This window comes from Leucobacter celer subsp. astrifaciens, from assembly GCF_001273835.1.
GTDB lineage: Bacteria > Actinomycetota > Actinomycetes > Actinomycetales > Microbacteriaceae > Leucobacter > Leucobacter celer.
Genome location: NZ_JHEI01000140.1, coordinates 15870 through 36374 on the forward strand (window position 1 = coordinate 15870; position 20505 = coordinate 36374).

The 20505-nt window shown below is 69.8% G+C and carries 14 protein-coding genes; 1 reads left to right on the forward strand and 13 read right to left on the reverse strand.

Translation table 11 applies throughout. The annotated features are described in order from the left end of the window. The first annotated feature begins 70 nt into the window (after positions 1 to 70). Positions 71 to 1258, forward strand: coding sequence for an ROK family transcriptional regulator (locus AMS65_RS12975; RefSeq protein WP_083451697.1), 1188 nt, complete (start codon positions 71 to 73; stop codon positions 1256 to 1258). Positions 1259 to 1360: 102 nt separating this feature from the next. Here the strand turns inward: AMS65_RS12975 and AMS65_RS12980 are convergent, their stop codons facing one another. The 13 genes from AMS65_RS12980 to AMS65_RS13040 all read right to left on the reverse strand — a co-directional run bounded on the left by AMS65_RS12980 (position 1361) and on the right by AMS65_RS13040 (position 20229). Beyond that, a complete protein-coding gene (locus AMS65_RS12980) occupies positions 1361 to 2314 on the reverse strand; it encodes an aldo/keto reductase (protein WP_053384606.1) in 954 nt (317 codons plus the stop codon). A gap of 93 nt (positions 2315 to 2407) precedes the next feature. Continuing rightward, positions 2408 to 3307 carry a glycerophosphodiester phosphodiesterase gene (locus AMS65_RS12985; protein ID WP_053384607.1) on the reverse strand — a complete coding sequence of 300 codons (900 nt, stop codon included), beginning with the start codon at positions 3305 to 3307 and terminating at the stop codon, positions 2408 to 2410. Positions 3308 to 3591: 284 nt separating this feature from the next. After that, entirely contained in the window at positions 3592 to 5844 is a 2253-nt protein-coding gene (locus AMS65_RS12990; protein WP_075200995.1) for an ATP-dependent Clp protease ATP-binding subunit, read from the reverse strand. A gap of 137 nt (positions 5845 to 5981) precedes the next feature. After that, positions 5982 to 6635 carry a TMEM175 family protein gene (locus AMS65_RS12995; protein WP_053384608.1) on the reverse strand — a complete coding sequence of 218 codons (654 nt, stop codon included), beginning with the start codon at positions 6633 to 6635 and terminating at the stop codon, positions 5982 to 5984. 97 nt (positions 6636 to 6732) lie between these two features. Further along, positions 6733 to 11514: an NAD-glutamate dehydrogenase gene (locus tag AMS65_RS13000; RefSeq protein WP_053384609.1), complete on the reverse strand. Its 4782-nt coding sequence runs from the start codon at positions 11512 to 11514 to the stop codon at positions 6733 to 6735. 155 nt (positions 11515 to 11669) lie between these two features. Continuing rightward, a complete protein-coding gene (locus tag AMS65_RS13005; protein WP_053384610.1) occupies positions 11670 to 12323 on the reverse strand; it encodes a TetR/AcrR family transcriptional regulator in 654 nt (217 codons plus the stop codon). Between the two features lie 55 nt (positions 12324 to 12378). Continuing rightward, on the reverse strand, positions 12379 to 14160 hold the full coding sequence (locus AMS65_RS13010; protein ID WP_053384611.1) for a bifunctional sugar phosphate isomerase/epimerase/4-hydroxyphenylpyruvate dioxygenase family protein: 1782 nt from the start codon (positions 14158 to 14160) through the stop codon (positions 12379 to 12381). A gap of 22 nt (positions 14161 to 14182) precedes the next feature. After that, entirely contained in the window at positions 14183 to 15505 is a 1323-nt protein-coding gene (locus AMS65_RS13015; RefSeq protein ID WP_053384612.1) for an MFS transporter, read from the reverse strand. Between the two features lie 13 nt (positions 15506 to 15518). Next, positions 15519 to 16394, reverse strand: coding sequence for a shikimate dehydrogenase (locus AMS65_RS13020; protein ID WP_053384613.1), 876 nt, complete (start codon positions 16392 to 16394; stop codon positions 15519 to 15521). A gap of 247 nt (positions 16395 to 16641) precedes the next feature. Then, positions 16642 to 17412: an IclR family transcriptional regulator domain-containing protein gene (locus tag AMS65_RS13025; protein WP_053384614.1), complete on the reverse strand. Its 771-nt coding sequence runs from the start codon at positions 17410 to 17412 to the stop codon at positions 16642 to 16644. Between the two features lie 147 nt (positions 17413 to 17559). Beyond that, positions 17560 to 18729 carry a thiolase family protein gene (locus AMS65_RS13030; protein ID WP_053384615.1) on the reverse strand — a complete coding sequence of 390 codons (1170 nt, stop codon included), beginning with the start codon at positions 18727 to 18729 and terminating at the stop codon, positions 17560 to 17562. Positions 18730 to 18823: 94 nt separating this feature from the next. After that, entirely contained in the window at positions 18824 to 19468 is a 645-nt protein-coding gene (locus AMS65_RS13035; RefSeq protein WP_053384616.1) for a 3-oxoacid CoA-transferase subunit B, read from the reverse strand. Continuing rightward, positions 19465 to 20229 (reverse strand): 3-oxoacid CoA-transferase subunit A, encoded by a 765-nt coding sequence (locus tag AMS65_RS13040; RefSeq protein ID WP_053384617.1) that lies wholly within the window; start codon positions 20227 to 20229, stop codon positions 19465 to 19467. Before AMS65_RS13040 ends, AMS65_RS13035 begins: the two co-directional genes overlap by 4 nt. Positions 20230 to 20505 lie beyond the last annotated feature (276 nt).

Below are 20505 nucleotides of genomic sequence, written 5' to 3' on the forward strand. Positions count from 1 at the left end.
ACACTTTTGTCAAACTTCTTTCATAAGTGACCAAACCGTTATCAACTTTCATCTGTGCTTTACTGAAAGTGTGACTCTGCCTTCTCCGCTGAACGGCGCCGCTATCTCAACGGCGGGCGGGCTCCTCCAACTCCTGCGAGACGGACGACCCCGCACGCGAGCCAAGCTCGCGCAGATCACGGGGCTCTCGCGCCCCACCATCACGCAGCGCATCGATCAGCTGCTCGAGCTCGGCCTCATCACCCCCGTCGAGGACGCGGCCTCGACGGGCGGCCGCCCGTCATCGCAGATCGCCTTCAATCCTCGGGCGCGAGTGGTGCTGGCGGCGGATCTCGGCGCGCTGCACGCGCGCATCGCCGTCACCGACCTCGACGGCGGCCTGCTCGCGGAGGTCTCCTCTCCGCGCGACATCGCAGAGGGCCCCGAAGCCGCGATGGACTGGATCCTGCAGTCCGCGAAGAAGATCCTTCCCGATCTCGGCTATACGCCGGAACAGGTCGCCGGAATCGGGATCGGCGTCCCCGGCCCCGTGGAATTCTCGACGGGGCGGCCGATCAACCCGCCCATCATGCCCGGATGGGATCGCTTCGACATCCCCTCCGCCATCCGCGCCGAGATCGATGCGCCCGTACTCGTCGACAACGACGTCAACATCATGGCACTGGGCGAGCTCAGCACCTCCTGGCCGGGCGTCACCGACCTCATCTTCGTCAAAGTCGCCAGCGGCATCGGCGCCGGTGTGATCTCGGGCGGAACGCTCCGCCGCGGCGCGCACGGCGCCGCCGGAGACATCGGGCACGTCGCCCTCGCCCGGGCCGCGGACGCTCCGTGCCCCTGCGGCAACCGCGGCTGCATCGAGGCGGTGGCCTCGGGTCGCGCCCTGGCCCGCGCCCTCAGCACGCCGGAGCGGAGACTCGAACGCCCGAGCGAGGTCGTGGCGCTCGCGAAGAGCGGCGACGTCGCGGCGATCCAGGCGATCCGGCAGGCCGGGCGCGACATCGGGGAGGTGCTGACCGCCTGCGTCAGCCTGATGAACCCGTCGACCATCGTGATCGGCGGCACCATGGCGCAGACGGCGGAACACCTGGTCGCCGGCGTGCGCGAGGTCGTCTACGCCCGCTCGATCCCGCTCTCCACCGAGCACCTGACGATCGCGCCCTCCCGCGCCGCGGCGAACGCCGCGATCCTCGGCGCCGCCCAGCTGGCGATCGACGCTGCCCTGTCGCCGGAGCGGATCACGGCCGCACTCGGCGGCTGACCACGGCGCCACGCCCTCCCGCCGGTTGAGCGAGCTCAGCGAGTCGAAACCGAAGGACCTCGATCTCGACTCGCTGCGCTCGCTCAAACGGCGAGGGCGACCCTACGCCGATGCAGCGGTGAGGTTCGCGATCTGCTGCGGGGTGAGCTCGAGCGAGAGCGCCGCGAGCAGCGCGGGCAGCTGCTCCGTGTTGCGCGCGCTGGCGATGGGCGCCGCGATCGTGGGCTGGGCGCGGAGCCAGGCGAGCGCGACCGAGGCGACGGATACGCCGTGGGCGACTGCGACCTCGTCGAGCGCGGCCAGCACGGCTCGGCCGCGCTCGTCGAGATAACCGACCGCCGCCTCGGCGCGCGGACTCGCGTCCGACGAGGAGGCCGCGTCGGAGTCGCGGTACTTGCCCGCGAGGAAGCCCTTGGCCAGCGAGAAGTACGGGAACACCGCGAGCCCCTCGCGCTCGGCGACCTCGCGCAGCCCGTTCGACTCGAAGTCGCGCTCCACGAGGTTGTAGTGCGGCTGCAGCGCCACCGGCAGGTGGTAGCCGCCCGCGCGGGCGATGCGGAACCACTCCGCGATGCGCTCGGCCGTGTAGTTGGAGACGCCGATGGCGCGCACCTTGCCCTCGTCGACGAGGCGCGAGAATGCCGCCACCGTCTCCTCGAGCGGGGTCTCCGCATCGTCGAAGTGAGCGTAGTAGAGGTCGATCCGGTCCGTCTGCAGCCTCCGCAGCGACGCCTCCGCAGCGGCCTGCACGTTGGCGGCCGCGAGCCCCGAGAAGTCGGGGTGCGTCGACACCTTCGTGGCGATGACCACGCCGTCGCGATCCCGGCCCGACGCGAGCCACTCGCCGATGATCGTCTCCGACTCGCCGCCGGAGTTGCCCGGCGCCCAGTGCGAGTAGCCGTCGGCCGTGTCGACGAAGTTCCCGCCTCCGGCGAGGAAGGCGTCGAGCACCTCGAACGAGGTGTCGCGATCCGCGGTCCAGCCGAAGACATTGCCGCCCAGAGCGAGGGGCGCGATCTCGATCCCGGAACTGCCGATGAGGGTGGGGGTGGGCATGTGAGGATCCTCCTTCGATCGATGACACCCCGACGCTAGCAGTGGCCGGGCCTCCCCCACCAGGAGATGACGAAGCGCGTCGCGCGACCCGCCTCACTCCGCTGCGGGCGCCTCGGATCCGTCCCGCCAGATGGCCAGGCTCACCGGGTCGTCGGTGACGACGAGATCGACGCCGCGCTCACTCGCCTGCGCCCAGCGCTTCTCGGTGTTCAGCGTGTAGACGAGGGATCCGATGCCGACCGCGCGCAGGCGCTCGAGCAGCTCCGGCCGGCCGTCGTAGAGCTTGGTGCGCGCGCCGACCGCCGAGACCTGCAGGTCCACCGCCTGCTGCACGGTGCCCTCGTCCCACTCGCGGGTGAGCAGCACGCGCGCGAACTCGGGCGCCACCTGCTGCAGCCCCTCCAGCGTGGGGATCTCGAACGACTGCAGCGCCACGCGATTGACCATGTACCGCGACCGCAGCAGCTCGGTGACGCCCTCCAGCTGCTCGGTGTTCCACTCGCCCTTCAGTTCGACGAGGGCGCGGGTGGTCGACGGCTCGAGCTCGTCGAGGAACTCCTCGAGCGTGGGCACGAGTTCGCCCGCGAAGTCGTGGGCAAACCAGCCGCCGGCGTCGAGCGCGCGGATCTCGGCGAAGCTGCGGTGCGCGACGGCGCCGACGCCGCTCGTGGTGCGGTCGAGAGTGGGGTCGTGCATGAGGATCGGCACCCCGTCGGCCGTGAGCTGCACATCGGTCTCGACGAACTCGACGCCCTGGTCGATGGCGACGCGCATCGCGGCGAGCGTGTTCTCGGGAGCGATCGCGGCGGCTCCGCGGTGCGAGATGATGCCGACGGCGCCCTCGCGGTGCAGCGCGCCGTGCATCTGCATGCTGCTGGCGGCCGCGGCGTGAGGCGTCGCGCCCCAGAGCACGAGGAGCAGGGGGACGAGCGCCCACGCGAGCAGCCCGGTGCGCAGAGCGCCGCGCCCCCAACCGGCCGCCTGATCCGTCATGCTCGAGCCTCCTCGCGCCGCGCCTCCTCGCGCGGTGACTCACAGCATAGCGAAGTCCGTTACCGTTTTGTGATCTTTCTGCGAAGGGGCTTCGGGGGCTGTCTGCCAGAACGTGTGCCTGCTGTTGGGCGCGCCGCTCCGCCCCGTGACCCGCGCCCCTACTACGCGCGTCAGTAGTTGCTGCCTCACCTGGTTCTACTGACGCGCGAAGGCGGGATACCGGGGCCGAAGCGCACGCACCCGCGCCCGCCCCACCCCTCGCCAGGCTCGGGGGGGGCGGGGGATCAGTCGTCGAGCAGCTCGGCCTCGATCACGTCGTCGGGTCCGTCACCACCCGCGCCGCCGCCGAAGTCGGCCGAAGCGGTCGGCACCGATCCCGCACTCTCGAGAACCAGGCCGTCGCCGTCGGCCGCAACGTCGACCCGCACCGCCTCGCCGTCGCGCACCCCGCCCGAGAGAATCGCCCGCGCCAGGCGGTCGTCGATCTCGTGCTGCATGAGCCGTCGCAGCGGGCGGGCGCCGTAGATCGGATCGTAGCCGCGGGACGCGAGCCAGGCCCGCGCCTCGGGCGTGACGCCCAGGGTGAGGCGCCGATCCGCGAGCCGCAGCTGCAGCCGGTCGATCGACAGCTCCACGATCTGCGCGAGATTCTCCTCCGACAGCGGATGGAAGATCACCATCTCGTCGAGCCGGTTAATGAACTCGGGTTTGAAGGCCCGGCGCACCGTCTCGCGCACCGCATCCTCCTTCTGCACCCAGGTCATATCGGGATCGATGAGGTACTGGCTGCCCAGATTCGAGGTGAGGATCAGGATCACGTTGCGGAAGTCGACCGTGCGGCCCTGCCCATCAGTGAGCCGACCGTCGTCGAGCACCTGCAGCAGCACGTCGAACACCTCGGGATGCGCCTTCTCGACCTCGTCGAGCAGCACCACCGCGTAGGGGCGCCGGCGCACGGCCTCGGTGAGCTGACCGCCCTGCTCGTAGCCGACATACCCCGGAGGGGCGCCGACGAGCCGCGAGACGGAGTGCTTCTCGCCGTACTCCGACATGTCGATGCGCACCATGGCGTGCTCGTCGTCGAAGAGGAACTCGGCCAGAGCCTTGGCGAGCTCCGTCTTGCCGACGCCCGTGGGCCCGAGGAACAGGAAGGAGCCGGTGGGACGGTTGGGGTCCGCGATGCCGGCCCGCGTGCGGCGCACCGCATCGGCGACCGCGCGAGCCGCCTCGCCCTGACCGACCACGCGCTTGCCGAGTTCGCCCTCGAGCGACAGCAGCTTCTCGGTCTCGCCCTGCAGCAGTCGACCGACAGGGATACCCGTCCAGGCCGCCACCACGCCCGCGATGTCCTCGTCGGTCACCTGCTCGTTGACCATGCGGGGCTCGCCCCCGACCTCTCCCGCCATCTCGGCGTTCTCGGCTTCAGCGATCTGCTTCTCGATCGTCGGGAGTTCGCCGTAGAGCAACCTCGACGCCTTCTCGAGATTGCCCTCGCGCTGCGCCACCTGGGCCTCCATGTTCAGCTGGTCGCGCTTCTCGCGCAGCTCGCCCACCCGGTTGAGCGAGGCGCGCTCCCTCTCCCAGCGGGCCTCGAGCACCCCGAGCTCGGCCTGCTTCTCGGCCAGGTCCTCGCGCAGCTTCGCGAGACGCTCCTTGGACGCGTCGTCCTTCTCCTTCTTGAGCGCGAGCTCCTCGAGCTTCAGCCGATCCACCGCGCGGCGCAGCTCGTCGATCTCGACGGGCGCGGAGTCGATCTCCATGCGCAGGCGGGAGGCGGCCTCGTCGATCAGGTCGATCGCCTTGTCGGGCAGCTGGCGGGCCGTGATGTAGCGGTTCGACATGCTCGCGGCGGCGATGAGCGCCGAGTCCGCGATCGTCACCTTGTGGTGCGCCTCGTACCGCTCCTTGAGCCCGCGCAGGATCGCGACGGTGTCCTCGACCGACGGCTCGCCGACGTACACCTGCTGGAAGCGCCGCTCGAGCGCCGCGTCCTTCTCGATGTACTCGCGGTACTCGTCGAGCGTGGTCGCGCCGATGAGCCGCAGCTCGCCGCGCGCCAGCATGGGCTTGAGCATCTGGGAGGCCGCGACCGACGACTCGCCACCGCCCGCCCCCATGAGGGTGTGCAGCTCGTCGATGAAGGTGATGACCTTGCCGTCGGAGTCCTTGATCTCCTGCAGCACCGCCTTCATACGCTCCTCGAACTCCCCGCGGTACTTCGCGCCCGCGATGAGCGCGGAGATGTCGAGCGAGATGAGCTCCTTGTCCTTCAGCGACTCGGCGACGTCGCCCGCGACGATGCGCTGGGCGAGCCCCTCGACGACGGCGGTCTTGCCGACGCCGGGCTCGCCGATCAGCACGGGGTTGTTCTTCGTGCGCCGCGTGAGCACCTGACTCACTCGGCGGATCTCGCCGTCACGCCCGATGACCGGGTCGAGCTTGCCCGAGCGGGCGACCTCCGTGAGATTGACGCCGAACTGCTCGAGCGCCGACTGCTGCTCCCCCTCGCCCTGAGCGGGCGTCCAATTTGCCTGCATATTCTCCTCCGACTGTGGGCGAGATGCGATCCCTCGCCGATCCTGCGGGCCGGGCGGCGGTCGCGCCTCCCGACCCAATCCTCAAACTTGAGTGATGATGACTCAAGTTTACCGCGAAGAGCCGCGCGGCGCCAGAGTCATGTCGATTCCGGCCTGCCCGCACCGAGCATCTTCGCGATGAGTTTCTGGGCGGGACCCGACAGCGCCATCACGAGCAGCGAGTAGTACCCGACGACCGGGATCAGCAGCGTGATGGCCAGCGCCAGCGCGAAGAGCAGCACCAGGGAGATATCGTCCGTGAGGCCGAGCAGCAGGTCACGGCGGCCCAGGGCGTGCAGCGCCGGATGGGCTCGGAGATAGAGCCGGATCACGAGAGACATGACCGCGACGAGGACCAGACTGCCGATGTAGAGCGTCTTCGCGACGGCGTCTTCGTCCGACATCCCTCCCGCGATCGCCGTGGCGACCGGCAGCCACACGATCGTGAGCAGCCACGCGGCGAGCAGCCAGATGAGTCCCACCGTGACCCGCTCGACGCTCGCGAAGAGACGGTGGTGCATGATCCAGAACATCGCGATGAGCACGAAGCTCAGCAGGAAGTTCAGCAGCTGCCCGCTGTGCTCCAGCAGCCACGCGGTCGCGTCATCGCCCGCGCCGACCACCTCGCTCACGCTCTCCATGAGGGGCAGGATCAGGAGCGTCAGCGCGATGGCGACAGCCGCGTCGACGAAGGCCTTGACGCGCTCGGCCGGGTAGCCGGTTACGGCCTTCGGCTCCGACTCTGCTGCCATGGTCCTCAGTGTAATATCCGCGGCGCGGATCGCGATGGACTCCCCGATCCTGCGCGCTCAACCGCTCAGCGCCTCAGCGCCTCAGCGCCTCAGCCGCTCAGCGCACGAGCGATCGCAGCCGTCGCAGGGCCACCGACAGTGTCGCGAGACCGGCGTGCGCGTTCGAGCAGACCGCGTCGAGCGCTTCCTCGAGCACCCGCCGGCCGGAGGCCGTGCCCTGCTCGAGCCACGCGTCGATCCGCTGCCCCGCGTCGCCCGGCTCGGTCTGCTCGAGCACCGAAGCCGTCAGCTCGATCATCACGGCGTAGAGGTCATCGCGCATCGCGGCGCGGGCCATCGAACCCCAGCGGTCGTCCTGCGGCAGCGCCGTCACCCCGCTGAGCAACTCGTCGAATCGCATCCGCGACGAGAGGTCGAAGTACACGGCGGTGACCTCGTCGAGGCTCCAGTCGCGCAGGCGCGACTGCTCCACGATGTCGAGCAGCGGCAGGGACGCCAGCAGCCCGGCACCGCGCCGAGCGAGGTCCGTGGGAACACCCGCCTCCTCGAGCTCGAGCACGCGGGCCTCGAAGCGCTGCAGCTCGTCGCCCCGCAGCAGCTCACCCAGCACGCCCGAGAGCCGCGTGATCGGATCGTGGAACAGCTCGATCTCGGTGCCGATGTCGACCTTCTCCGAGCGGTGGTGCACGAACCAGCGCGTCGCCCGGTCGAGCAGCCGGCGGAAGCTGAGGTAGAGATCGGTCTGCACCGCGGTCGGCACCGCGTTGTCGGTGGCCTCGACGGCGACGACGAAGCCGCGCAGGTCGAAGACCTCCCGCGCCACGACGTAGGCCCTCGCGATCTGCTGGCTCGAGGCGCCCGTCTCATCGGCAGCCCGGTAGGCGAAGGTGATCCCGCCCCGGTTGACCATCGAGTTGACGACCGAGTTGACGACGATCTCGGAGCGCAGCGGGTGCGGGGCGAGGTCGTCCGCGTACCCCTCGCGGATGGGGCCGGGGAAGTACTCGGAGAGCGTGCGCGCGAACCAGGGATCATCGGCGAGATCGGTGACCGCGAGATCGGCCTTCAGCGCCAGCTTGGCGTAGGCCACGAGCACCGCGAACTCGGGACGGGTCAGGCCGCGCTCCTCGGCGATGCGGGTCTGGATCTCACCGGCGCTCGGCAGGAACTCCAGTTCGCGGTCGAGCTCGTCGCGCCCCTCGAGCCACTCGATGAGGCGTGCGTGCGAAGGCAGCATGTCGGCGGCGTTCTCGCGCGAATTGCCGAGCAGTACGTTCTGCTCGTAGTTGTCGCGCAGCACCTGCACGGCCACCTCGTCGGTCATGGAGCGCAGCAGTTCGTCGCGCGCCTCCCGGTCGAGCCGGCCGTCGCGCTCCACGGCTCCGAGCAGGATCTTGATGTTCACCTCGCGGTCGGAGGTGCCCACGCCGGCGGAGTTGTCGATCGCGTCGGTGTTGATGCGCACCCCGGCGAGCGCTGCCTCGATACGGCCGCGCTGGCTCACTCCGAGGTTGCCGCCCTCGCCGACCACCCGCACGCGCAGTTCGTCGCCGTTCACCCGGATGGCGTCGTTGCCGCGATCGCCGATCTCGCCGTTCGTCTCGGCACTCGCCTTGATGTACGTGCCGATGCCGCCGTTCCAGAGCAGGTCGACGGGCGCCAGCAGCACCGCGCGCTTCAGCTCGGCCGGGGTCAGCGATCCCACGCCCGCGTCGAGGCCCAGGGCGACGGCCATCTCCGGGCTCACCGGGATCGACTTCGCGGAGAGCGGGAAGATCCCGCCACCCGCGGAGATGAGCGAGCGGTCGTAGTCGTCCCACGAGGATCCCGGCAACTCGAAGAGCCGTCGGCGCTCGGCGAAGGACGCCGCGGCCTCCGGAGCGGGATCGACGAAGACGTGCCGGTGGTCGAACGCGGCGACGAGCCGGATGTGCTCCGAGAGCAGCATGCCGTTGCCGAACACATCGCCCGACATGTCGCCGATGCCCACCGCCGTGAAGTCCTGCGTCTGGGTGTCGTGCCCCAGCTCGCGGAAGTGCCGCTTGACCGATTCCCAGGCGCCGCGCGCCGTGATCCCCATGCCCTTGTGGTCGTAGCCGGCCGAGCCGCCCGACGCGAAGGCGTCGCCCAGCCAGAAGCCGTACTCCTCGGAGATGGCGTTCGCGATGTCCGAGAACGACGCGGTGCCCTTGTCGGCCGCGACCACGAGGTACGGGTCGTCTCCGTCGTGGCGCACCACACCCTCCGGCGGCAGGATCTCGCCGCCGTCTCGGTTGTCGGTCACGTCGAGCAGGCCGCGGATGAAGGTGCGATAGGCCGCCTTCCCTCCCTCGAGCCAGGCGGCGCGGTCGCTGGGCGACGGCAGCCGTTTCGCCACGAAGCCGCCCTTGGATCCCGTCGGCACGATCACCGCGTTCTTCACCATCTGCGCCTTGACGAGTCCCAGCACCTCGGTGCGGAAGTCCTCGCGCCGGTCGCTCCAGCGCAGGCCGCCGCGGGCGACCTTGCCGAAGCGCAGGTGCACGCCTTCCACCTCGGGCGAGTACACCCAGATCTCCGCCATCGGGTGGGGCTTCGGCAGGCCGGGCACGCGGGCGCAGTCGAGCTTCATCGACACCCACGGCTTGGCACCGCCGTCGGCGCCCGGCTGGTAGAAGTTGGTGCGCCAGGTGGCCTCGATGACGCCGATGATGGAGCGCAGGATGCGGTCGTGGTCGAGGCTCGACACCTCGTCGAGGGCGAGGCGCAGTGCGGCGCCGAGCTCGGCGGTGCGTGTCTCCCGGTCGCCGGCGTCGACGGCGGGATCGAAGCGCGCCTCGAACAGTCGCACCAGGTCGGCGGCGATGCCGGGGTTCTCGATGAGCGCCTGCTCGATGTACTCGACCGAGAAGGCCGAGCCGATCTGCCGCAGATACATGCTGATGGCGCGCAGGATCACGATCCGGCGCCAGTCGAGGCCGCCGAGCAGCACCAGCGCGTTGAGCCGGTCGCTCTCGGCCGCGCCGGTCCAGACCGCGTGGAAGGCCTCCTCCAGCGCGGTCCCCCACTTCGGATCGCCCCACAGCTCGGGGCCCGAGACCACGAGCCCGAAGTCCGAGATGTGCCTCGTGCCATCGCCGGCGATGGTGACGACGTACGGGCGTTCGTCGACCACGTCGACGCCGAGATCGGTGAGCACCGGCAGCACCTGCGTCAGCGGGTACTCGCGACGCGAGGCCACGGTGAGGTAGCGCTTGCCGCCCTCGTGCTTCTCGGGCTCGTAGAGGTGCACGGCGAACTCGTCGCCGCGCTCGAGCCGCTCCAGCAGCACGATGTCGCCCACGGCGTCCTCGGGAACGACGTTCTCCTTGTAGGCCTCGGGGAAGGCGTCGGCGTACCGGCTCAGCAGCGCCGCGGCTTCCTCCTCCTCGAACGCCTGGTGCAGCGCGTTGACGAGACCCTCGTCCCAGCCTCGGATCGCCGCCTCCAGCCGGGGCTGCAGATCCGCCTCGTCGACCTCGGGGAGCCGCTCGCCCTTCGGCACGCGCACGACGAAGTGCAGTTGCGCGAGCGGGGAGTCGCCCACGCGCGTGGTGTGATCCACCTGATCAGCGCCGAAGGATTCGCGCAGCAGCGCCTCGATGCGCAGCCGCACCGTGGTGTTGTAGCGGTCGCGGGGCAGGAAGACGAGCGCCGATACGAAGCGGCCGAACTCGTCCTGGCGCAGGAAGATGCGGGATCGCCGGCGCTCGCGCAGCCGGCTGACCTCGCCTGCGACGGCCAGCAGGTGCTCGGGGGTGTCCTGGAACAGCTCGTCGCGCGGGTACTGCTCGAGCACCTGGAGCAGGTCCTTGCCCGAGTGCGAGTTCGGGGTGAAGCCCGAGGCGTCGAGCACCGCGCGCACCTTGGTGGCCGCGATCGGCAGCGTCAGGACGGACGAGGCGTAGGCGACCGAGGTGAACATGCCGAGGAAGCGGCGCTCGCCCGTCACATTGCCCGCCTCGTCGAAGATGCGCACGCCGATGTAGTCGAGGTAGACGTCGCGGTGCACGGTGGCCCGCGAATTGGCCTTGGTGATCGTGAGCAGGCGCGGATCCCGAGCCGTGCGCTGCGCCTCCGGGGTCAGCTTGGCGACCGCCGCGGCAGGCTTGCGCAGGATGCCGAGACCCGTGTGCGGCAGGGCGCGCAGCACCTCCTCGCCGTCCTCACCGGTCTCGAGCGAGTGCTCCCGGTAGCCGAGGAAGGTGAAGTTGTCCTCCGCGAGCCAGCTCAGGAACTCGACCGCCGGGGCGATCTCCGAGCGGTCGACCGTGGCGGGAGCCGCGGTGCGCAGATCGGTCACGATGTCGAGGCACGCGCGACGCATGGCCTGCCAGTCGTTCACCGCCGCGTGCACGTCGCCGAGCACGACCTGCAGCCGCTCCTCGAGCTCGACTCGGCCCTCCTCCGTGGGCACCCGATCCACCTCGAGGTGGATCCACGACTCGAGGTCGCCGCCGTGGGCGTCGACCTCGATCAGTTCGCCCGCCTCGTCGCGGCGCACCGACACCACGGGGTGCATGAGCAGATGCACCGAGAGGCCCTGCCGGGCGATGGCCGCGGCGACCGAGTCGACCAGGAACGGCGAATCGTCCGTGCAGATGTTGACGATGGTGCGGCGAGAGGTCCAGCCGTGCTCGCGCAGCGTCGGAGTGAAGACCGACACCAGGGTCTCGCCCTGGCTGCGCTTCCCGGCGAGCGCGCGCATCGACTGCGCGGACCCCACCACGTCACGCGGTTCCCGCTCCCGGAGGTCGTCCTCGTCCACCTGCCCGATCAGACGCTCGATACCCGGTCTCACCGCGGGATCGAGTGCCTCGATCGCCTCGCGAAGCTCGTTCATTCCGGTTGCACTGCTCATGAACCTCGTCGTCCCGTCTGACGTCCGTGAGGGCCGCGGCCGGCCCAGCTCACGCCCAGCATAACCCGGGGCCCATCACCCTGGTGAGAGATCCCGTCCGGAGGCGCGGAGGAACCCGCGGACAGCTCCGGAATCCTCCTCGTGCGCCTACGCGGTCAGTGCCCCGCGGCACCCGTCGGCGCGGTCAGCCACGCCACGACGACATCTCCGATCATCCCGCGCAAACGGTCTCTGCGTGCGGAGTCGTGGAGGTCCACGCCGAAGAGGAAGCCGAAGGTGTGCTGGTTCGCCACCTGGAACACGCAGTACGAGCTGATCAGCAGGTGCACCTCCAGCGGATCGACGTCGTCGCGGAAGATCCCCCGCGCCTTCCCCCGACCGAGCACGTCCTCGAGCAGCCCCAGGGCGGGCTTGTTCACCTCTCGCAACGAGTCCAGCTGCTTGATGAACCTGCCGTGATGGATGTTCTCGATCGCGACGAGCCTGATGAAGTCGCCGTGCGCGAGATGGTGGTCGTAGGTGAGCTCGGCCAGCCGCCGCACGGCCTCGGCCGGTTCGAGGCCGTCGACCTGGAGCTCTCGCTCAGCCTCCCTGATCCCGCGATAGGCGTTCTCGAGCACCGCCAGATACAGCTGCTCCTTGCCGCCGAAATAGTAGTAGATCATGCGCTTCGTGGTGCGCGTGCGCTCGGCGATCTCGTCGACGCGGGTGCCCGAGTAGCCGGATTCCGCGAATGCCGCCGTCGCCTCGACGAGCAGCTCCGCCCGCGTGCGCTCGGCGTCGCGCTGCCGTTCGGTCGTCTGGTTCACGCCCCCATTGTCTCGTACTCCGGCGAGGGCGGGGATCGGCACCGAATGACGGGGCCTAGCCCTGGGCAGCCAGCCGCACCGGTGCGCTCGCGGCACCGTAGCCCGAATACCCCGCGCGCCGCTCCACGATCTCGAAGAACACATCCCCGATCGTCGGCGTGTAGAAGTGGACGAAGGATCCCGCATCGTCACGGTCGTAGAGCAGTCCGAGCTCGCGCAGTTCGGCGAGCTCATCGCCGCCGAGGCCGAAGCGGGCGCCGAGATCGTCGTAGTAGTTGCTCGGGATCGGCAGGAACGCAAGGCCCCGCTCCCTCGCGCGCCGCGCCACCGCCACCGCGTCGTCGACGCGGACGGCGATGTGCCGCGCCATCGCCGGGGCGCTCGGCGGGGCCAGGTTCATCGCGAGCTGCACCGCCCCGTCGGCGGTGCGCATCACCTGGCTGCGCACGAGCCCCTGAGGCCCCGGCAGCTCGGCCGTCGGCTCGGCGCTCAGCGCGAGCACGCTCGTGTTGAAGAGGACCGCCTCGTCGAACTGCTGCCAGGGGTATCCGACGTTGACGTGGTCGATCGCGCCGCGCAGCGCGTCATCCACGCGGCCGGCCGCGGGTGCTCCGCCTTCGAATTCGCCGATCCACGAACGCGTCGCCGGGAGGTCGTTCCAGAAGAGCTGCGTACCGTCGGGCGATTCCACACCGCGCAGCCTCTGCTCGCCGGCGTAGGTGCGCCGGAACGCCTCAGTCGCGCCGATCGCGAGCGCGCGGCGCATCGCCGCTTCGGCGTCGCCGACGTTCAGACCGAGCCCGGCGAGCCGTGCGCCGGACTCCCGCGCCTGCTCGTTGAGCACGATATGCGACTTCCCGGCGCTCCACAGCCGCACCGGCTTGCTGCGGTGGCGACCGGCGAACGCGAAGCCGAGCTGATCGAGCAGCTGGTCGACGTCGGCGAGATCCTCTCCCGCGATCTCCACGAAATCCACGCCGCGCGGGGGTTGGGGGGCGTCGAGCCGATCCTCGTCCCAGCCGTTCTCGGCCGCGGTGCGATCGGCGAGCCAGCGCAGTGAACGGAGGGCGTGCTTCGCGGTGGCGTCGGGATCGGTCTGGCGGAAGGTATCGTTGAACACTTCGAGCGAGAGCGGCCCGGAGTACCCCGCGCGCAGCACGTGGGACAGGAAGCCGGTCAGGTCGAAGCTCCCTTCGCCGGGGAAGAGCCGGTGGTGGCGACTCCACGAGAGCACGTCGAGTTCGAGGGCCGGCGCGTCCGCGAGCTGCAGGAAGAAGATCTTGTCGGCGTCGATCTGCTCGATCCCGGACGGGTCCAGGCCCAGCGACAGGATGTGGAAGCTGTCGAGGCAGACGCCGAGGTTGAGCCGGTCGGCGAGCTGCACGATCCGCCACGCGTGCCGGTAGTCGCTCACGTACCGCCCCCACGCCAGCGCCTCGTAGGCGATGCGGATGCCGCGCCGTGCCGCGCGGTCGGCCAGCTCCCCCAGCTGCCTGGCCGCGAGCGCGTCGTCGTCGATCGTCGCGGTGCCGACGTTACTGCAGAGCAGCAGCAGGTCGGCGCCCAGGCGCTCCATCACGTCGAACTTCGCCTCTGCCCGGCGCAGGTTGTCCGCGAAGGCATCGGGATCCACCCCCTCGATGTCTCGCATCGGCTGGAACATGTCGATCCGGATCCCGAGCCGCGCGCAGAGCGCCCGGATCTCCTCGGGCGATTCGTAGGCCGCGACGAGGTCGGCGTCCATGATCTCGACGCCGTCGAAACCCGCCTCCGCGCAGGCGTGCAGCTTCTGGGTGAGTCCGCCCGACAGGCAGACCGTGGCGATGGATGTGCGCATGGTTCCCGTTCTCCCGTTCCTCTCAGCGAGTCTCGGGAAGCTTGATCCCGAGCGTGTCGGTGGGCACGTCCTTGGTCTCGCGGGCGGTGAGCGCCGCGAGCGTCACGATGAGGCAGATCACACCGGTGAAGACCGAGATGATCACCCAGCCGCCCTCGCGAACGCCGCCGAGCGCGGCGACGATCGATGGCGCGAAGCCGGCCATCAGGAAGCCGATCTGCGTGCCGATCGCGAGACCGGAGAAGCGCACCCGCGCCGAGAACATCTCGCCGTAGAACGACGGCCACACGGCGTTCGCGGCCGCGTATCCGCACGAGAACGTGAGGATCGCGAGCAGGAAGGTGAGGAGGACGCTGTCGCCGCTCATCGACAGCATGTAGAAGGGCATGAACACCGCCGACGAGATCGCACCGTAAATGAAGACGGGCTTGCGGCCGATCTTGTCGGCGAGCATCGCGAAGAGCGGCTGCGTGCCGAGGGCGACGATGTTGGCGACGACGACGAGCCACAGCGTGATGCTCTGGGCGAGCCCGACCTCCACGCCGTAGGCGATGGCGAGGTTGCCGAACACGGTCGAGACCGCGGCGATGAAGGCGCACAGGATCACGCGCAGCACGTCGCGCCAGTGATCGCGCATCAGCGGAACGAGCGGGATCTTCGCGATCTCGCCCTGCGCCTTCGCGTCGGCGAAGGCCGGCGGCTCGTGCAGCGTGCGGCGGATGTAGAAGGTGACGACCACCACCACGGCGCTCAGCCAGAACGGGATGCGCCAGGCCCACTCGTACTTGAAGGGATTGTCATCGGAGAGCATCGTCACCGGCAGGAAGACGAAGGCCGCGAGGATCTGACCGCCCTGCGTGCCCGTGAGGGTCCACGAGGTGAAGAACGAGCGGCGGTTGTCGGGCGCGTGCTCCAGCGACAACGACGAGGCACCCGCCTGCTCGCCGGCCGCGGAGAGTCCCTGCATGAGGCGGCAGAGCACGAGCAGGATCGGGGCGAACCAGCCGATCTGCGCGAAGGTCGGCAGGCAGCCGATGATGAACGTCGCCACGCCCATCAGCACGAGTGTGAACATGAGCACGCGCTGGCGACCGATCCGGTCTCCGTAGTGGCCGAGGATCACGGCGCCGACGGGGCGCGCGATGTACGCGAACCCGAAGGTCGCGAGAGACATCACGAGGGCTGCTTCGTCCCCGCTCGGGAAGAAGATGCGCGGAAAGATCAGCGCTGCGGCGGTGCCGAAGATGAAGAAGTCGTAGTATTCGACGGCGCTGCCCATGAAACTGGCGAGCGCCGCCTTGACCGGCGTCTTGCCGGTCTGCCCGGCGGTTGTCTTCGTTGACATCTGTGACGTCTCTCTATTCGTGAGTGCGGTGCTCGTCATCGAGCATCTGATGGAAGTGACGCATCATGCGTTCGGGATCGGCCTCTCGGCCGGTGATGAGGCGGAAGGCGTCGACGGCCTGGAACACCGCCATGCCTCCCCCGTCGAGCGTCGCGCAGCCCAGCGCTCGCGCGCCGCGCAGCAGTTCGGTCTCGATCGGGCGGTAGACGATGTCCGCCACCCAGAGCTCGGGTCGCAGGAGCGAGAGGTCGAAGGGGGCCCCGGGATGCTCGCGCATGCCGCAGGGCGTGCAGTGCACGACACCGTCGGCCTCGGCGAGCCGCTCGGGCAGCGCTTCGGGGCCGACACCTTCGATCTCGGCTCCGTGGCGGCTGGTGAGATCGGCTGCGAGGCGGATCGCGCGCTCCGCATCGAGGTCGACGATGCTGAGGCGGCGCGTCCCGAGGCGGATCAGCGCGTTGGCGACCGCCGATCCCGCGCCCCCGGCTCCGAGCTGCACGACTCGGTCGGTGCGCGCCGCGGGCATCCCCGCCCGGAATGCCGCCTCGAACCCCGTGGTGTCGGTGTTGTAGCCGACGCGGCCCTCCGCGGTGAAGAGCACCGTGTTGACGGCGCCGAGCGCCTCGGCCCCGGGGTCGACCCGGTCGAGGTGCTCGAGCGCGAGCTGCTTGCAGGGATGGGTGATGTTGAGCGCATCGAAGCCCAGGCGCTCGGCCCAGACGAGGATCTCCGGAAGCAGCTCCGGCCCGATCCCGAGGGCGGTGAGGTCGATGGGCCGGTAGACGTAGTCGAGTCCCTGCGCGCTCCCCTCGGCGGCGTGCATCGGGGGAGTCAGCGACGGCGTGACCCCCGCTCCGACGAGGCCCGCGAGAAATGACGTCGAGGTCACGGCGCTCCTTTGCGACTCGGTGCGTGTTTCCGGTTAATGTACTAACCGGTACGTCCATGTTACGGCACGATGACGACATGTCAAGTTCCGAGTGCGTTCGGATGATCGGGATCCCCGCCGAGATTCCCAGCCGAGGCCGCGGCCCGCTCCGCCCGCCCCGAGGGCGGAGCGGGCCGGGCGGCACTCGCGATTCAGCCTCGACATCCGCCTCTCGGACAGAACTCGGCGAGCCTCGACGGAACGCGGGTTACAGCAGGCGCAGGTCGGCCTCGATCGCGGCCACCGTCTCGAGCAGCAGGGGCAGATGGTGCTCTCGGAGCTGCTCGATCGAGGCGCGACTCGCGCTGGTCGAGACGTTCACCGCGGCGACGACCCGCCCGTCCCTGCCGCGCACCGGCGCCGCCGCCGATCGCAACCCCGTCTCGAGCTCCCCGTCGACGATGGCCCAGCCCTGCTGCCGCACCCGTGCGAACTCGGCCCGGATCTTCTCGGCATCTGCGAGGGTGCGCTCGGTGAGGGCCGCGAGCTGACTCGACTCGAGCGCCGCTACGATCCCCTCCTCCGGCAGCGCCGCCAGCAGCACGCGCCCCATGCTCGTGGCGTAGGCGGGGAAGCGTGTGCCGATCGTGATGCCGACCGTCATGATGCGGCGGGTGGGCACGCGCGCCACGTACACGATCTCAGTGCTGTCGAGCACGGCCGCCGACACCGACTCGTCGACGGCCCTCGAGAGCTGTTCGAGGTGGGGCTGCATCGTCTCGGGCAGCGACAGCGCCGAGAGATAGCTGAAGCCGAGTTCGAGCACGCGCGGCGTGAGGGCGAAGCGGCGGCCGTCGCTGCGCACGTACCCGAGCGCCTCGAGCGTGCGCAGGAAGCGACGGGCGGCCGCAGCGGGAATCTCGGCGCGGCGGGCCACCTCGCTGAGGGTGAGTTCCGCGTGATCAGCATCGAAGGCACGGATCACCGCGATCCCGCGCGCGAGCGACTGCACGAAGTCGGCGCTCTGCGGTTCTTCCATCACTCTGCCAACGATATGGGATCTGCCGGAGATATGCCGATTCTTGTTCGAACGCGCCTATGATCAGCAGATCCCATATGCACGGACGACCCGCTGGCCCCCGAGCCGGCGATACCCCCACCGGCCCGGAGACAGAACCACGCGCGCCTACCGCTCCAGCACGACCGCGAGCCCCTGGCCGACACCGATGCAGATCGCGGCCACCGCGACGCCGCCGCCGCGACGCTTCAGCTCGTGCGCGGCGTGGCCGATGATGCGGCCGCCGGAGGCCCCCAGCGGGTGGCCGATCGCGATCGCGCCGCCGTGGATGTTGAGCTTCTCGGGGTCGAGCTCGGGCCAGCCCGCGAGACAAGCGAGGCTCTGCGACGCGAACGCCTCGTTGAGCTCCACGAAATCGACGTCGGCCCAGGTCTTGCCCGCACGGGCGAGCGCCTTGTTGGCGGCCTCGATCGGCGCGATGGGGAAGTCATCGGGATCGACGCCGTGCGCGGCCCGGCCCGCGATGCGGGCGAGCGGCTCGGCGTCGAGCGCGCCCTCCGCCCCGAGTAGCACCGCCGAGGCGCCGTCGTTGATCGACGAGGAGTTGCCCGCGGTCACCGTGCCGTCCGCGGTGAACAGCGCCTTGAGGCCTGCGAGCCTCTCCACGGTGCTGCCATCCCGGATCCCCTCGTCGCGGGCCAGCTCCGCGCCGGGCACCTGCACGATCTCGGCGTCGTAGGCGCCGGCCGCCCATGCCTCGGCGGCGAGACGGTGTGAACGCACGGCGAACGCGTCCTGCGCCTCGCGGGTGATGCCCCACTCACGGGCCGTCTTCTCCGCCGCCTCGCCGTTCGAGATCGTCCAGTGCTTCGGCAGCGCCCGGTTGACCATGCGCCACCCGATCGAGGTGTTCCACATGGTCTGATTGCCCACGGCCGGCCACGGCTTCGCCGACTTCTCGACCACGAACGGGGCGCGCGACATCGATTCCACGCCCCCGGCGAGGATCACCTCGGCGTCGCCCGACTCGATCGCCCGCGACCCCTGGATCACGGCCTCGACCGACGACGCGCAGAGCCGGTTCACGGTGGTGCCCGTGACGGTCGTCGGGAATCCCGCGAGCAGCGCACCGAAGCGGGCCACGTTGCGGTTGTCCTCACCCGCCTGGTTCGCGTCGCCGAAGATCACGTCCTCGATGCGGGCCGGGTCGATGCCGGTGCGGTCGACCGCGGCTCGCATCACCACGGCCGCGAGATCGTCCGGGCGGATCCCCGACAGCGCGCCGGCCGCCCGCCCGAAGGGGGTGCGCACGGCGTCGTAGATGAAGGTGGAGGTCATCCTGGTTCTCCTTGAGAATTGCTTCGGTGGTTCGATACTTCGTCTCGTGCGGTTTCGACTCGCTCCGCTCGCTCAACCGGCGGCGGATGACGGATTAGGTGGCGTCCGCCAGGTCCAGGCTTGTCAGGTCGCGCAAGCCCGCGACGGTGTTATCGCCGAACAGCTCGCGCACCGCGAAGCCGTCGGGGGTCACGTCGAAGATCGCGTGGTCGGTGTAGACGCGCGACACGCAGCCCACCCCCGTGAGCGGGTAGCTGCACGCCGCGACGAGCTTCGATTCGCCCTGCTTCGTCAGCAGATCGGTCATCACGAAGACGTCCTTGGCACCGATCGCGAGATCCATCGCCCCGCCGACCGCGGGGATCGCACCCGGTGCCCCCGTCGACCAGTTCGCGAGGTCGCCGTTCTCGGCCACCTGGAAGGCCCCGAGCACGCACACGTCGAGGTGCCCGCCGCGCATCATGCCGAAGGAGTCGGCGTGGTGGAAGTAGGCGGCGCCGGCCACGGCGGTCACGGCCTGCTTGCCCGCGTTGATGAGGTCGGGATCGATCCGTCCCTCCTCCGGCGCGGATCCCATGCCCAGCATGCCGTTCTCGGTGTGCAGGATGATCTCCTCGTCCTCGGGCAGGTAGTTCGCCACGAGCGTGGGGGCCCCGATCCCGAGGTTGACGATCGACCCCTCCGGGATATCGGCGGCGATGCGCGCCGCGAGGTCCTGCCGACTGATCCTGGTGCTCATCGTGCTGCCCCCTCTGTGTTCTCGGCGAGGTTCTCGGCGAGCGGCCTGCCCTCCAGATCCACTCCGCCCACGAACTCGCCGTCGCGCAGCCAGCGCCGCTCGCCCACCGCGACGACACGATCCACGAAGATCCCCGGTGTCACGACGGTCTCGGGATCGATCGCGCCGAGCTCCACGAACTCGTCGACCTGCACGATGGTCGTGGCCGCCGCCGTCGCCATGATCGGCCCGAAGTTGCGCGCGGTCTCACGGTAGACGAGGTTGCCCCAGCGGTCGGCCCGGCGGGCGCTCACGAGCGCGTAGTCCGCCCTGATCGGATACTCGAGCGCGTAGACCCGACCGTCGATCTCGCGGGTCTCCTTGCCCTCGGCGAGCTGCGTCCCCACGCCCGTCGGGGTGAAGAAGGCGCCGATCCCGGCACCCGCGGCGCGGATGCGCTCGGCGAGGTTGCCCTGGGGCACCAGTTCGAGTTCGATGGCGCCCTCGCGGTAGAGACCATCGAACACCCACGAGTCGGATTGCCTCGGGAAGGAGCAGATGATCTTGCGCACCCGCCGCTTCGCGAGCAGGGCCGCGAGGCCGGTATCGCCGTTGCCGGCGTTGTTGTTCACGATCGTGAGCTCGCTCGCACCCTGAGCGATGAGCGCGTCGATCAGCTCGACCGGCTGCCCCGCGCGGCCGAAGCCGCCGATCATCACGGTTGCGCCGTCCCGGATCCCCGCGACCGCCTCTTCGACCGTCTGGACTCTCTTGTCGATCATCCGCTCGCTCCCATTTTCGCTCTGCGAACTATATTTCGTTTATCGAAATAATTGTAACCCGGGCCGGGCTCGGATGGAACCCCCGATACGATCGGCCAGGCGATCCGCGGGCGTCAACGCACCACGGAGTCCCGGATGGCTGCTTCCGTCACGGGGAAGCAGCCATCCGGGACTCCGCGTGTGCGGGGCAGGGGCTGCGGTGCAGCGGGCCCGGCCGTCAGGCGGAGCCGAGGCCCGAACGTCAGGCGGTGCCAAGGCCCGGCCGTCAGGCGGTGC